The organism is Janthinobacterium tructae (assembly GCF_006517255.1).
Taxonomy (GTDB): domain Bacteria; phylum Pseudomonadota; class Gammaproteobacteria; order Burkholderiales; family Burkholderiaceae_D; genus Janthinobacterium; species Janthinobacterium tructae.
The window spans coordinates 2,287,413-2,301,391 of the sequence record NZ_CP041185.1; the positions used below are offsets into that span (position 1 = coordinate 2,287,413).

Consider the following 13,979-nt stretch of genomic DNA (forward strand, 5'->3'; position numbering starts at 1 on the left):
CCCTCTACGCCCTCGCCGGCAGCCTCAATACCCTCTTCATCGTCGTCAGCTTGTACGGCTTGTGGTCGCAGTTGCAAAAGATCTGGCCTGCGCGCTGCTGCTGTGCGCCGGTGTGGCGGGGCTGGCGTTCGGCCCCACCTTCAGCGATGAAAAGCGCGTGATCTCGCAAAGCCTGATCGTCGCCGTCACCGTGCTGCTGGCGCAGGGCTATGCGCACCAGATCCGATTGATCTGGCGCTCGGGCAAGACGGGCGCCGTGTCGCTGAAAATGAGCCAGTTCATCCTGGCGATGGATGTCAGCACCATCTTCTTTGCCTGCGTCATGGGGCTGAAAACAGGCTGGCCCCTGCTGCTGCTGGCCTGCGTCAGCGCCACGACCAAATTGATCATCATGTGGCTGTTCCGCTGGGAGAAAATCAGTACTGCCGCGCGCATCAAGCGGCAGGCGCCGGCCTGACGCTAGAATGGCGGAATCGCCACCATGTTGAAAGCGCCGCCATGCATGCTCCCATCCCCATCCTGCGCAGCTTTTCCGAAGCCAAGACGCGCGAGTTCTACCTCGATTTTCTCGGTTTTACCCTGGACTGGGAACACCGCTTCGAGCCCACGGCGCCGCTGTACCTGCAGGTGACGCGGGGCGAGCTGGTGCTGCACCTGAGCGAGCACTACGGCGACGCCACGCCAGGTGCGGCGCTGCTGATCCCCGTCGACGACGTCGCCGCCCTGCACGCGGAGCTGCAGGCCAAGGATTACCCGTATGCGCGGCCCGGCATCCGCGACGAGGACTGGGGCCGCATCCTGGAAGTGGCGGACCCGTTCGGCAACCGGCTGCGCTTCTGGCAGCGCAGCGCATAACGCTTACTGATCGCTCAGCGCGCGCATTTCCGCATACAGATTCGCCTTGCCCTCGAAGCCGATGCCGACCAGATCGGGCATGGTGATGTGGCCGTTTTCCACGCGCACGCCATCGGGGAAGCCGCCGAACGGCTGGAATAAGTCCGGATACGATTCATTGCCGCCCAGGCCCAGGCCCGCCGCGATATTCAGGGACATCTGGTGGCCGCCGTGCGGGATGCAGCGGCTGCGCGACCAGCCGTGCTGGTGCAGCATGTCCAGCGTGCGCAGGTATTCCACCAGGCCGTAGCTGAGGGCGCAGTCGAACTGCAGCCAGTCGCGGTCGGCGCGCATGCCGCCGTAGCGGATCAGATTGCGCGCATCCTGCATGGAAAACAGGTTCTCGCCCGTCGCCATCGGCTTGTCGTAGTAGCTGCGCAGGGTGGCTTGCAACTCGAAATCGAGCGGATCGCCCGCCTCCTCGTACCAGAACAGGTCATATTCACGCAGCGCCTTGGCGTAGGCGATCGAGGTGTCGAGGTCGAAGCGGCCGTTGGCATCCACGCACAGCTTCTGCCCGTCCTGCAGCACTTCCATGATGGCGTCGATGCGGCGCAAGTCTTCGTCCAGCGAGGCGCCGCCGATCTTCTTCTTGACCACCGTATAGCCGCGGTCGATATAGCTGCGCATCTCATCCTGCAGCGCAGACAGGCTCTGGCCCGGATAGTAATAGCCGCCCGCCGCATACACGAAGACTTTTTTTTCCGGCGCACCCGCGCCATGGCGTTCGGCCAGCAACTGGAACAGCGGCTTGTTCTCGATCTTCGCCACGGCGTCCCAGATGGCCATGTCGATGGTGCCGATGGCCACCGAGCGCTCGCCGTGGCCGCCCGGCTTTTCATTGGTATACATGCAATCCCACACCTTGTGCGGGTCGAGGTTGCTGCCGTCCTCCGTCACGAGGCTGGCCGGATCGGCATCGAGGATGCGGGGAATGAAACGCTCGCGCATCAGCATGCCCTGGCCGTAGCGGCCATTCGAATTGAAACCATAGCCGACGACGGGCTTGCCGTCACGCATCACATCCGTGACGACAGCCACCAGGCTCAATGTCATCTTCGTGAAATCGATGTAGGCATTGCGGATGGGCGATGAGATGGGGATGGTCTTTTCGCGGATATCGACGATTTTCATGTGGCTCTCCTGTGGGTGAAAACAATGACGCCAGCTTACGCGCGATTTTGAGCCGTATAATCAATAGCAATTTAAACCATTCTTCACTTTAAGTTAATAATGAAAAGCGACGTCACCACGGAAATGGCCTTCTTTGTGCTGCTGGCCAAGCTGGGCAGCCTGTCGGCCACGGCGCGTGAGCTGGACATCACGCCACCCGCTGTCAGCAAGCGCCTGCAGTTGATGGAGCAGCGCCTGGGCGTGCGTTTGCTGAACCGCAGCACGCGGCGCATCAGCCTGACGGGCGACGGCGAAAGCTATCTGCAGCAGGCGCGGCAAATCCTCGACGATATCCGCGCCATGGAAGAATCCCTGGCCAGCGGCAGCGCGGCACCGCGCGGGCTGCTGCGCGTGAACGCCACCCTGGGCTTCGGGCGCACGGTGATCGCGCCCCTGCTGTCGCAATTCGCGCTGCGCCACCCGCAGCTGGAAGTGCAGCTGCAGCTGACGGACAGCCCCATCAACCTGGTCGAGCAGGCATATGACCTGGGCATCCGCTTCGGCGACTTGCCCGACACGCGCCTTTCCGCGCGCAAGATCATGTCGAACCGGCGTTTCCTGTGCGCTTCGCCCGCCTACCTGCAGGCGCATGGCACGCCGCAAACGCCCGACGACCTGGCGCGGCACCGCTGCATCGTGCACCGGCAGAACGACGACGCCTACGGCATCTGGCGTTTGAGTCGTGGCCGCGCCACGCACACGGTGAAGGTGCGCGGCACCGTGGCCAGCAACGATGGCGACGTGGTACTGGGCTGGGCGCTGGACGGGCACGGCATCCTGCTGCGCTCGGAATGGGATTTGACCCGCTACCTCGACAGTGGCCGCCTGCGCGTGGTGCTGGAAGACTACGCACTGGCGCCTGCCGACCTGTACGCCTACTACCCCAGCCGCCACCAGTTGCCCGCCAAAGTGCGCGCTTTTATCAATTTTCTCGGCCAGCAGTTGCAGCCGGAAGCGGCCACGGCGGCGGAATCAGGTTAAACTACAATATTGCGATATGGCAATATTATGAAGGAGTAAGTTTTGCTAGTCATACTCGGATTTCTCGTCGTGCTGTTTTCCGTCTTCGGCGGCTTCGCCATGCAGGGCGGCCACCTGGCGGCCCTGTTCCAGCCGCTGGAACTGCTGATGATCGGCGGCGCCGCGCTGGGCACTTTCTTTGTCGGCAACGACGCCAAGGCCATCCGCGCCACGTTCGCCGCCCTGCCCACCCTGTTCCACAGTTCGCAATACACGAAAGCGCGCTATATGGAGCTGATGGGGCTGATGTATGAAATCCTCAGCAAGATCCGCAAGGAAGGCCTGATGTCGGTCGAGGACGATATCGACGACCCGTACCGCAGCGCCATCTTCGTGAAATATCCGTACACGCTCGGTGACGAGCACATCCTGGAATTCATCACCGATTATTTGCGCCTGATGGTGTCGGGCAATATGGATGCTTACCAGATCGAAAACCTGATGGATAACGAGATCGAGACGCACCATGAAGATGCGGAAATGCCGATCCAGACGATTTCGCAGCTGGCCGACGCCATGCCCGCCTTCGGCATCGTGGCCGCCGTGATGGGCGTGGTGCATACCATGGCGTCCGTCGGCTTGCCGCCGGCCGAGCTGGGCGTGCTGATCGCGCAGGCGCTGGTGGGCACCTTCATCGGCATCCTGCTGGCCTATGGCTTCATCGCCCCGCTGGCCAGTCTGCTGCGCCGCAAGCACCATGAAACGGCGAAGATGTACCAGTGCGTGAAAGTGACCCTGCTGGCCAGCCTGAACGGCTATGCGCCGGCGCTGGCCGTGGAATTCGGCCGCAAGGTCATTTCCGCCACGGAACGCCCTTCGTTCAGCGAACTGGAAAACCACGTACGCCAGGTGCGCACGAAGAACTGATCCGGCCTGTTTCGCTTGCCCGGCGCGTCAGGCTTCCGGCGACGCCAGCGGATACGCCTGTGCGCTTCTGGCGGCTTGCTGTCATTGGCGCGATGACCTTGTAACCAGCAGCCCGCGTAGCAGCAATTCCAAGGCAGCAATTCCCTCGCTCAATCGCGCCGCGCCTTCGTCACCGTCTGCGATCCAGAACGCCGCTTCTGCCAGACTGCCATAAATCAGCGAAGCCAGTGCCCTCGGGCTGGCGTCCGCCACGATGCCTTGATGAATCAGCTCCTGAATAATGCCCTGCATCGACGCGACGCAATGGCGCTGCGAGTCCGGTGAGGCACCGCCGAGGACCGCCCTGGCATCGCGTAAAACGATGCGCTGAATTTCCGGCTCCAGGGCCATCTCCAGATAGGCACGGCAGCGGCTGCGAAAACCGTCCCACAGATCGTCGGCGCGTTCGGAGATGGTTTGCAGGCGGTCATCCATTTCCGCGTCGATCTGTTCCACCACCGCGAGCAGCAAGCCCTTCTTGTCGCCAAAGTGGTGATACAGCGCACCACGCGTCAGCCCTGCCTGCGCGGTGAGGTCATCCATTGATGTGTCGGCATAACCGCGCTCGCTGAACACTTTGCGAGCAGTGGCCAGCAGCGATGCACGGGTTTCTTCCATTTCGGCACGGGTGCGGCGAACCATTGTTTCCTCCTTACATACGTAGCGCATGATTATTTACATACAGTGCGTATGAATATATACTTATTCATACGCACTGTATGTATTATCACTGCGACGTGTCTCCATTGCAAGCTGGGTATGCCATTACATCACAGCGACCCGACGCCGCATGATGCCGGCACAAGCCATTTATCGAATGAAGGATATGAAGCATGAATACGTCTCCCTGCGCTGCAGCAGAAACCGCTGTCCGTCACCCATGGCTGGCGGTCACCGCCGTAGGCATGGCCACCTTTTCAGTCGTGACGACGGAAATGCTGCCGGTCGGCCTGTTGACGCCGATTGCTGACACCCTGGACACCTCCACCGGAACCGCCGGCCTGATGATCTCGCTGCCAGCATTGCTGGCGGCCTTGTTCGCTCCGCTGCTGGTGATCGCAGCGGGAAGCCTGGACAGGCGCAAAATTCTCTGTGGTTTGCTGAGTCTATTGGTGATCGCGAACATTGCCTCGGCATTGGCACAAAACATGGCGTGGATGCTGGCTGCACGTGTTCTCGTCGGTTTTTGCATGGGCGGCATCTGGGCCATTGCCGGTGGTCTGGCTGCCCGCCTTGTTCCGGCTCCCTCCATCGGCATGGCAACGTCGATTATCTTCGGCGGAGTAGCGATCGCTTCCGTGCTGGGCGTGCCGCTAGGCGCACAAATCGGCGACGTTGCAGGATGGCGCTGGGCCTTTGGCGCCATGGCGCTGTTGAGCGGCCTGGTGCTGGCACTGCATCTGGCCGTCATGCCAGCGCTGCCTGCTGCCAGTGCGGCGACCTTGCGCCAATTCGGCAAGCAGTTGCGCAACCGGCAATTGCAAGCGGGGCTGCTACTGACCCTGTTGCTGGTGACGAGCCATTTCATGGCCTTCACCTTTGTGCGTCCGTTGTTGCTGTCAGTATCGGGGTTTGATGCGCAATGGCTGGGCGCACTGCTGTTTTTCTATGGCTTCGCTGGCATCATTGGAAACTTCCTGGCCGGTGCCGTTGCGGTGCGGCGCACGGTGCCAACCATCATCGCTATCTCGATTGGCTTGCTGCTCACGCCGCTACTCTTCCTGGCAGTCGGCGACTCCAGCATCGGCGGCGGCGTGGTGTTGCTGGCCTGGGGACTAGCCTACGGTGGCGTATCGGTCGGCCTGATGACCTTGATGATGAAGGCGGCGCCCCGGGCCGTGGAGATAGTCGCCGCGCTGTATGTGGGCGTATTCAACGTTGCCATTGCGCTCGGGGCATGGGCCGGTGGACAGGCCGTCGACGGGCTAGGCCTCTGCGCCAACCTCTGGCTCGCCGCAGGATTCGCCGCTGCTGCCTTGCTGCTGTCGTTGAAGATCGGCTTTGTTGAACACGCCATGAAGGCTGCCGACAAGCAGCTTGGCTCGGCAACGGATTGAGGCAATACAGTCTGTCATGAAAGCTTCTGGCTGCTTGCAGTCGTTGACCGATTGAATCCGCAGCAGAAAGCAGATCAGGCCTTCTTCAATTTCAACGGAGTTCAATAGATCCTGGCCAAAACCGTCGCCGGCGCGGGCGGTTCGGCCGCGCCGGAAGCAATCGCCGGGTTCTAGGCGAAATCGCTTAAAATGAGGGTTCAATTGTGCCGAGTGATTATGTCCAAAGATCCCAAAGACCGACCCTACCTGACCCCCACCGAAGTGGCCAACTGGATGATGGTGTCGCCCATCACCGTGCGCGGCTGGGCGCAACGCAATCTGTTGCAGGCCGAGGTGACGCCGGGCGGCCACCGCCGGTTCCGCCGCGAAGAAGTCGAGCGCTTCGCGCGCCAGTGGAATCCGGCTGGCAACAAGGGGCCGCTGCGCGTACTGATCGTCGACGACGACATGGGCGTGGTGGGTTTCCTGCGCGAACTGATCGGCGGTGGTGACTACGACGTCGTGGTCGAGACGGCGCACAACGGTTTCGACGCCGGCTGCCTGGCGCAGAGTTTCATCCCAGACGTGATGTTGCTGGACCTGATGATGCCGGGCCTGAGCGGCACCGAGGTGTGCCGCCAGATCAAGCAAAGCGCGGGGCTGGACAGTGTGCGCGTGATCGCCATGAGCGGTTACTTGACGGCCGAGAACGAAGGCGAGCTGTTGGCGGCCGGGGCCGAGCACTGCATCGCCAAACCCATAGACGGGGTGGCCTTGCTCAAGGCAATGGGCCTGGAGGTCTGACCGTCCAGCACCGCACGGCGCCCGCCGTGCTGTCGGCAGACCAGACGCAACGATGAATGGCGCGATAGGAGAACATGGTTAAGTACATCAGGCCGGCGCCGGCTCGGCACGATGGCCTCGCCGTGGCGCTGGCGCTGCTGGTGGCGCTGCTGATGCTGCTGCCCTGGGGCCAGGTTGACATTCCCTTCCGTCACTACCTGCCCCTGCATACGCTGCTTGAGTTCGCCTCCATCGTCGTCGCCTTTCTCGTCTTCGCCACGCTCTGGTACACCCCGTCCAACGCCGTTTCGGCTTCCTGGCTGCTGATCGCCGTCGCGCTATTTTCGGCCGGCTGGCTGGACCTGGCCCATGCGCTGTCGTTCCGCGGCATGCCGGACCTGATCACGCCGTCGACGGCGAAAAAATCCACGGCGTTCTGGCTGGCGGCCCGCCTCATCGTGGCGCTGACGCTGCTGGGCGTGAGTTTTTATCCGCATCTGCGGCGTCCCAGCCGGCTTGGCCGCTACGGCTTGCTGGCCGGCGCTGCCGCGCTCAACCTGCTGTTGCTGTGGGGCGTGTTCTGGCACGAGGCCAAGCTGCCCGGCGGAGGCGGCGCGATGGACTATTTCAGCCTGAAAAATATCCTGGAAGGCCTGGCGGCGGCGCTGCTGCTGCACAGTGCCTGGCGCTACCGGCGGCTGGCGCGCGGCGCCGGCGCCGACAGCCTGCGGCCGTTGTTCCTCGCCGCGTTGGCAGGGGCGCTAAGCGGGTTGCTGCTGATCAATCATGAAATCATGGCCGACCTGCGCAATCTGTTCGGCCACCTGTACAAGCTGCTCAGCTACGGCTTGCTGTTCCAGGCCATGTTCGTCGCCAGCGTGCGCAAGCCCTACCACCAGTTGTCGCTGCAGGCCCATGCCCTGACCGAGACCAACGCCCAATTGCGCACACGCTCGCTGGCCTTGTCCTCGACAGCGATGCCGGTCTTCGTGACTGACCTGGCCGGCCGGGTGCAATGGCGCAACCGCGCCGCCTACGCACTGCTGCGCCAGGCCTTTCCAGGGCGCGCCGCGCGCCAGCAGTTCAAGTCGGCCTTGCTGGACAGTGATCCAGCCGCGCTGGCTGGCATGCGCGCTGCGCTCGCCAACGGCGTGCTCTGGCGCGGCCAAGTGCGGCTGGGCCAGGACGGCGGGCCGCGCCTGATCCTGGACTGTACGGCGACGCCGCTGCGCAACGACGGGGGCGCGGTGTACGGCTCGGTCATTACCGCCGAGGACGTCACCGAGCGCATCGCGGCGCGGCAGCGCTACAAGCGCGTGCTCGACACTGCCTTGGACGGCTTCTGGATTATCGGCGCGGACGGCTGGCTGCTGGAGGTCAACCAGGGTTACGCCAAGATGTCGGGCTACACGGTGGCGCAGCTTCTGCGGATGAACGTGGACCAACTGGAAGCGGCCGCCTTCACCCGCGACATCCCGCTGCGCATGACGCATCTCGCCAGCCAGGGGCAGTTGCGCTTGCAGAGCCGTCACCGCCACGCCGACGGCCACGAGTTCGTCGTCGAGATGTCGGCCACCCACGACCCCGCGACGGGCCACGTCTTCGTGTTCCTGCACGACCGCAGCGAGTACGAGGCGGCCGCCGCCGCCCGCTACGACCTGGAGCGGCAGCTGCTGCAGTCGCAGAAGATGCAGTCGCTCGGCCAGTTGACCGGCGGCATCGCGCATGATTTCAACAACGCGCTGACGGCCATTCTCGGCTACGCCAACCTGGCCCTGCGCCGCTGCCTGCCGGCCCAGCCAGGCAAGCTCGGCCCCTACCTGCGCGAAATCGTCGGCGCCAGCGAACGGGCCAGCGAACTGGTGGCCAAGATGCTGACCTTCGCGCGCATGCAGCCGGGCGCGCCAGCCGGACCGCTGGCGCCAGCCGGGGTGATCGCCGAGGTGCTGGCGATGCTGCGCCCGTCCATCCCGTCCGGCATCGCCCTGCACAGCCGCGTCGACGATCCGGCCTGCGTGCTGATGGCGGCCGGCGAGCTGCATCAGGTGCTGGTCAACCTGATCATCAATGCGCGCGACGCGATCGGCGAGCACGGCAGTATCGAGGTGCGGGTGCGCCGCCGCCTTCTCGACGGCCAGTTGTGCGCCGTCAGCCGGCGCCGGCTGGTGGGGGACTACCTGGCCATCGAGGTGCGCGACGACGGCTGCGGCATCGCCGCCGAGCATGTCGGGCGCCTGTTCGACCCCTTCTTCACCACCAAGGAGGTGGGCAAGGGCACCGGGCTGGGCCTGGCCATGCTGCAAAGCATACTGCGGCGCGCAGGCGGCCACGTGCTGGTCGAGACGGCGCCCGGCCGGGGCAGTTGCTTCCAGCTATTGTTTCCGGTCGCGGCGGCCACCGCCGGCGAGGCCGCCGTGGCCGGGCCGGCCGCCGTGTTCGACGGCGTGGCCGGGGCCGGCCAGCAGATATGGGTGGTCGACGACACGCCGGCCGTGGCCCGCTACATCGCCGAACTGCTGGGCGACTGGGGCTACCGGGTGCGCCGTTTCGACGATCCGCTGCAGTTGCTGGCCGCCTTCCAAGCCACGCCGATGGCGGTCGACCTGGTGCTGACCGACCAGACGATGCCGGGCATCGGCGGCTTGGCGCTGGCCGCCGCGCTGCACCGCCTGCGTCCCGGCCTGCCGATCTTCCTGTGCACTGGCCAGTGCGCTGGCCTGGACGAGGCGGCGCTGTCGCGCTGCGGGATCCAGCGCTGCTTCGACAAGCCCATTTCCGGCGGCGCGCTGCTTCGGGCGGTCGCGCTGGCGCTGGTTTGAACGGCGGTGGCGCGCTGTCGCATCGGCGGGACATTAGTGATTAAACCGATTAAACCGCTCAAAACGATTGACTTGCCTCAAGCTCCGCTATATATTTCCATCGGGAATCAAGTTGTTCCGTGCCTCATTTCGTGATGCCCGCGCGACCTGTATTGCCCGCGCCGCCAGTCCAGGCCGCCGGCGTCGCCTTCCCTCCCGCTGCGCCCGCGCGCCGACTACCGGTCGATGCCGGCAAACTGGCGGGACCCCACCGCAACTGGAGAGCTTGAATGAATATGAATGTGGGTACCCGGCTGAGCGCCGCCTTCTTGCTGGTGATTGTTTTGCTGCTGGGCATCACCCTGCAGGGGATCGCCGGCATGAGTTCCGTCAACGACAGCAGCGAATTGATCGTCAATGACCGCTACCGCAAGGTGACGATCGCCAACGCCGTCCTCGACGGCATCAACAGCACTGCGGTGGAGATGCGCAACCTGCTGATCCTCGAGGACAAGGCGCAGGCTGCCCAGGCGCTGGAACGGATGGCGCTCGCGCGCAAGCAGGTCACGGGCCAGTTGGCCACGCTGGAACGGGAACTGTCGACCGAGCAGGGCCGCCAGAGCCTCAAACGCATCCTCGACGCGCGGGCCCGCTACGCCGCCGGGCAACAGCGCTTCCTCGCGCTGCTGGCGGCGGACGACAAGGCGCAGGCCAGCGCCTTGCTGCTGTCGAGCGTGATGCGCGACCAGCAAGCCTACTTCGACGAGGTGCGCAGCCTGGTCAACCTGGTCGGTCAGCTGATGGAGAAGGCCGGCGAGCACTCGGTGCTGACCTACCACGCCAGCCGCAACTGGATGCTCGGCCTGGCGGCGCTGGCCACGCTGCTGGCCTGCGGCCTGGGCGTCTGGATCACGCGCGGCATCACCGGCCCGCTGCGCGGTGCCATGGCCGTCGCCCAAGCCATCGCCGGCGGCGACCTGCGCAGCCACATCAGGGTCAGCGGCGACGATGAGACGGCGCGCCTGCTCAAGGCGCTGCAGGAAATGAACGACAGCCTGCAACGCATCGTCGGGCAGGTGCGCAGCGGCACCGACACCATCAACGCCGCCGCCAGCGAGATCGCCGACGGCAACCTGGACCTGTCGGCGCGCACCGAGCAGCAGGCCAGTTCGCTGGAGGAGACGGCAGCCGCGATGGAGCAGCTGACCAGCACGGTGCAGCAAAACGCCGACAGCGCGCGCCAGGCGAGCGCGCTGGCCGCCGGCGCCAGCGCGGTGGCCAGCAAGGGCGGCGCCGAGGTGGCCCGGGTGGTCGACACGATGGCTTCGATCAACGCCTCGTCGCAGAAGATCGTCGACATCATCAGCGTCATCGAGGCGATTGCCTTCCAGACCAACATCCTGGCGCTGAACGCCGCTGTCGAGGCGGCGCGCGCCGGCGAACAGGGCCGCGGCTTCGCCGTGGTGGCAGCGGAGGTGCGCGGCCTGGCCCAGCGCAGCACGGCGGCGGCCAAGGAGATCGAGTTGCTGATCCGCGACTCGGTCGAGCAGGTCGAATGCGGCAACCGCCTGGTCAGCGACGCCGGCCGCACCATGGCCGAGGTGGTGGCCAGCGTGCACCGGGTCAGCGACATTATGGGCAAGATCAGCGCCGCCGGCGTCGAACAAAGCGCCGGCATCGCCCAAGTCAACGAGGCGATCGCCCAGATGGATGCGGTGACCCAGCAGAACGCCGCGCTGGTGGAGGAGGCGGCTGCCGCCGCCGCCAGCCTGCAGCAACAGGCGCGCGGCCTGTCCGCGACGGTTGGCGTGTTCCGCACCGAGGACGGTACGCTGGCGCCCCTTGCCACAGCCCCGGTTCCGGCGCGCCGCCACAGCACAGGGTTCGCGCCGGCCGCCGTCAAGGCCCGTTTGCGCCGGTCCGCCGCCGTCGACGAGTGGGAAGCATTCTGAGTCCGGTCTGAACGGATCGCCTGCGGCGCCGGTGCCGGCGCGGCCAACTGGAACAATGGGAACGAGCATGGTCGCTAGGGGCGCCATCAATCAATCGGGGATGCCGGCTGCGCCGGCCATGGACTGGCTCGGCTGCGCCGCGAGCATACTCGACCAACTGTGTGTGGGCGTGGTCGTGACCGACGGTGCGCTGCGGGTGCTGGCCATCAACGGGCGCGGCCGCGCCATCTGCGGCCTGGCCGGCGCGCTGGAGCCGGCCGGCCTGGCGCTGGCCACCCTGCTGCCCAGCGCACCGCTGTGCGCGCGCGCGCAGGTTTTGCTGGCCGGCGGTGCCGCGCCGTCTGCCATGGCCGTGGTCGTCGGCGGGCGCTGCCTGAACGCCAGCTTCGCCGTGGTCGATATCGGCGCCATCGGCGCGCGACTGCTGCTCAGCTTGGACGACGGCATCCGTGGCGAGGAGCAGTGCCAGGAGTCGTGTTCGCCGGCGGCGCATTACCGCAACCAGGCCGCACTACTCGACAAGGCCACCGACGCCATCATAGTGCGCGACATGGACGACCGCGTGGTGTTCTGGAACATGGGCGCGCAGCGCCTGTACGGTTGGCGCGCCGCCGAGGTGCTGGGCGCGCCGGGCGCCGCCGCGATGTACGACGATCCGGCCGAGCTGCAGGAGATCAAGCGGCAAGTGCTGGCGCAGGGCAGCTGGCGTGGCGAGCTGGTGCAACTGCGCCGCGACGGCGGCCGCTTCACCGTCGAGAGCCAGCGCACGCTGGTGCGCGACGGCGCCGGCCGGGCCCAGTCCGTGTTCATCATCAACACCGACATCAGCCAGCGCAAGGAGCAGGAGGCGCGGATCCGCACGATGGCCCTGTACGACAGTATGACCGGGCTACCCAACCGGCGCATGTTCATGCAGCACATGCGCCAGGCCCTGGCCGATGGCGCGCGCAACGACGATACCCTGGCCCTGTTGTTCCTGGACCTGAACCGCTTCAAGGAAATCAACGACACGCTGGGCCACGACGTCGGCGACCAGGTGCTGATCGGCGTGGCGCAGCGCTTCCAGGCGGCCCTGCCGGGCGAGCAGTTGCTGGCCCGGCTGGCCGGCGACGAGTTCGTCGTCATCGCCGGCTCGGCCAACGCGGCCACAGCGGCCCGCCTGGCCGGCCGCCTGCTCGACGCCTTGCGCCTGCCGGTGGCGGCGAGGGGCCACAGCTTCCCGCTCAGCGTGAGCATCGGCACCGCCCTGTTCCCCGAGGACGGGCGCAGCGTGGAGGAACTGCTCAAGCACGCCGACCTGGCGATGTACCGCGCCAAGGCCCAGGGCGGCGGCCACCAGGCTTACCGGCCCGACATGAGCGCCGGCCTGGACAAGCGCATTGAAATGGCCAGGCGGCTCGGCCTGGCCATTGAGGCCGGCACGCTGGAACTGTACTACCAGCCCAAGGTACGGCTCAACAGCGGCGCCGTCGACGGCGCCGAGGCGCTGCTGCGGTGGCACGACGCGGACTGGGGCGCGGTCAGTCCGGCCACCTTCATCCCCATCGCCGAGGCGCGCGGTATGATAGTGGCGCTGGGCAATTGGGTGTTGCGCGCCGCCTGCCGCCAGATGGCCGCCTGGCGTGCTGCCGGCCTGGTGTTTCCGGGCCGCTTGGCGGTCAACCTGGCGGCCCGGCAGCTGGCCGGCGCCGACGCGGCCGGGCAGATCCTGGCCATCGTCGAGCAGGCCGGCCTGAGTCCCGACTGCTTCGAACTGGAACTGACCGAAAGCGGCCTGATGGACAACGTCGAGCACGCCATCGGCGTGATGGCGACCCTGAAGGCGGCCGGATTCACCGTGTCGATCGACGATTTCGGCACCGGCTACTCCTCGCTATCCTACCTGAAGCGGCTGCCGGCCGACACGCTCAAGATCGACATCTCTTTCGTGCGCGACATGCTCAGCGACCGCCAGGACTACACCATCGTCACTACCATCATCGGCATGGCCCGCAACCTGCAACTGCGCACCGTGGCCGAGGGCGTGGAGCACGCGGCCCAGGCCGAGGCGCTGCTGGCGCTGGGCTGCGACGATGCGCAGGGCTACTATTTTTGCCGGCCGCTGCCGGCCGCCGCGTTCGCCGAGCAGTGGTTGGGGCACCCCCGCGCCTGAGCGGTGCCACGCCGGTGCCTCCGCCGTCGACGCCTAAATAAGCAGATTCTGGAGGAAGGGAGGACCTAGCATGGGCGCCGGCTCCGCTCCTTGACTTTTGCACCTGCCTGCCACGAAGCGGTGGCGAGCGCACCGCCACTATTTACTCGCTGATCGGTACGGCCAAGTTCTACGGGGGTTGACTCCGAGGCTTGGCTGCGCCACGTGCTGACTAATTTCGCTGATTCCCCGGTCAATCGGGTTGGCGACTTCCTGGCCTGGAACT

The 13,979-nt window shown here is 65.6% G+C and carries 11 protein-coding genes; 9 read left to right on the plus strand and 2 right to left on the minus strand.

The annotated features are described in order from the left end of the window. Nucleotides 1-61: 61 nt before the first annotated feature. Nucleotides 62-457 (plus strand): hypothetical protein, encoded by a 396-nt coding sequence (locus FJQ89_RS09990; protein WP_205704594.1) that lies wholly within the window; start codon nt 62-64, stop codon nt 455-457. Between the two features lie 41 nt (nt 458-498). Continuing rightward, nucleotides 499-855 (plus strand): glyoxalase superfamily protein, encoded by a 357-nt coding sequence (locus tag FJQ89_RS09995; RefSeq protein ID WP_141170068.1) that lies wholly within the window; start codon nt 499-501, stop codon nt 853-855. 3 nt (nt 856-858) lie between these two features. Here the strand turns inward: FJQ89_RS09995 and FJQ89_RS10000 are convergent, their stop codons facing one another. Next, on the minus strand, nt 859-2,028 hold the full coding sequence (locus FJQ89_RS10000; RefSeq protein ID WP_141170069.1) for a mandelate racemase/muconate lactonizing enzyme family protein: 1,170 nt from the start codon (nt 2,026-2,028) through the stop codon (nt 859-861). Nucleotides 2,029-2,127: 99 nt separating this feature from the next. Here FJQ89_RS10000 and FJQ89_RS10005 point away from each other — a divergent pair, with 99 nt between their 5' ends. Beyond that, on the plus strand, nt 2,128-3,048 hold the full coding sequence (locus FJQ89_RS10005; protein ID WP_141170070.1) for a LysR family transcriptional regulator: 921 nt from the start codon (nt 2,128-2,130) through the stop codon (nt 3,046-3,048). A 42-nt stretch (nt 3,049-3,090) separates the two neighbouring features. Then, nucleotides 3,091-3,954 carry a flagellar motor stator protein MotA gene (gene motA, locus FJQ89_RS10010; RefSeq protein WP_141170071.1) on the plus strand — a complete coding sequence of 288 codons (864 nt, stop codon included), beginning with the start codon at nt 3,091-3,093 and terminating at the stop codon, nt 3,952-3,954. An 81-nt stretch (nt 3,955-4,035) separates the two neighbouring features. Here motA and FJQ89_RS10015 read toward each other — a convergent pair whose 3' ends face one another. Next, nucleotides 4,036-4,635 (minus strand): TetR/AcrR family transcriptional regulator, encoded by a 600-nt coding sequence (locus FJQ89_RS10015; RefSeq protein WP_141170072.1) that lies wholly within the window; start codon nt 4,633-4,635, stop codon nt 4,036-4,038. Between the two features lie 191 nt (nt 4,636-4,826). On the opposite strand from FJQ89_RS10015, the gene FJQ89_RS10020 reads away from it, so the two are divergent. From FJQ89_RS10020 to FJQ89_RS10040, 5 genes are all read left to right on the plus strand, one after another. Beyond that, a complete protein-coding gene (locus FJQ89_RS10020; RefSeq protein WP_141170073.1) occupies nt 4,827-6,050 on the plus strand; it encodes an MFS transporter in 1,224 nt (407 codons plus the stop codon). A gap of 216 nt (nt 6,051-6,266) precedes the next feature. Next, nucleotides 6,267-6,833: a response regulator gene (locus FJQ89_RS28040; protein WP_168208429.1), complete on the plus strand. Its 567-nt coding sequence runs from the start codon at nt 6,267-6,269 to the stop codon at nt 6,831-6,833. A 74-nt stretch (nt 6,834-6,907) separates the two neighbouring features. Beyond that, the gene (locus FJQ89_RS10030) at nt 6,908-9,631 is read left to right on the plus strand and encodes a hybrid sensor histidine kinase/response regulator (protein ID WP_141170074.1); all 2,724 of its coding nucleotides are present in this window, start codon (nt 6,908-6,910) and stop codon (nt 9,629-9,631) included. A 269-nt stretch (nt 9,632-9,900) separates the two neighbouring features. After that, nucleotides 9,901-11,562: a methyl-accepting chemotaxis protein gene (locus FJQ89_RS28605; protein ID WP_168208430.1), complete on the plus strand. Its 1,662-nt coding sequence runs from the start codon at nt 9,901-9,903 to the stop codon at nt 11,560-11,562. Nucleotides 11,563-11,629: 67 nt separating this feature from the next. Beyond that, nucleotides 11,630-13,714 carry a putative bifunctional diguanylate cyclase/phosphodiesterase gene (locus tag FJQ89_RS10040; protein WP_168208431.1) on the plus strand — a complete coding sequence of 695 codons (2,085 nt, stop codon included), beginning with the start codon at nt 11,630-11,632 and terminating at the stop codon, nt 13,712-13,714. Nucleotides 13,715-13,979 lie beyond the last annotated feature (265 nt).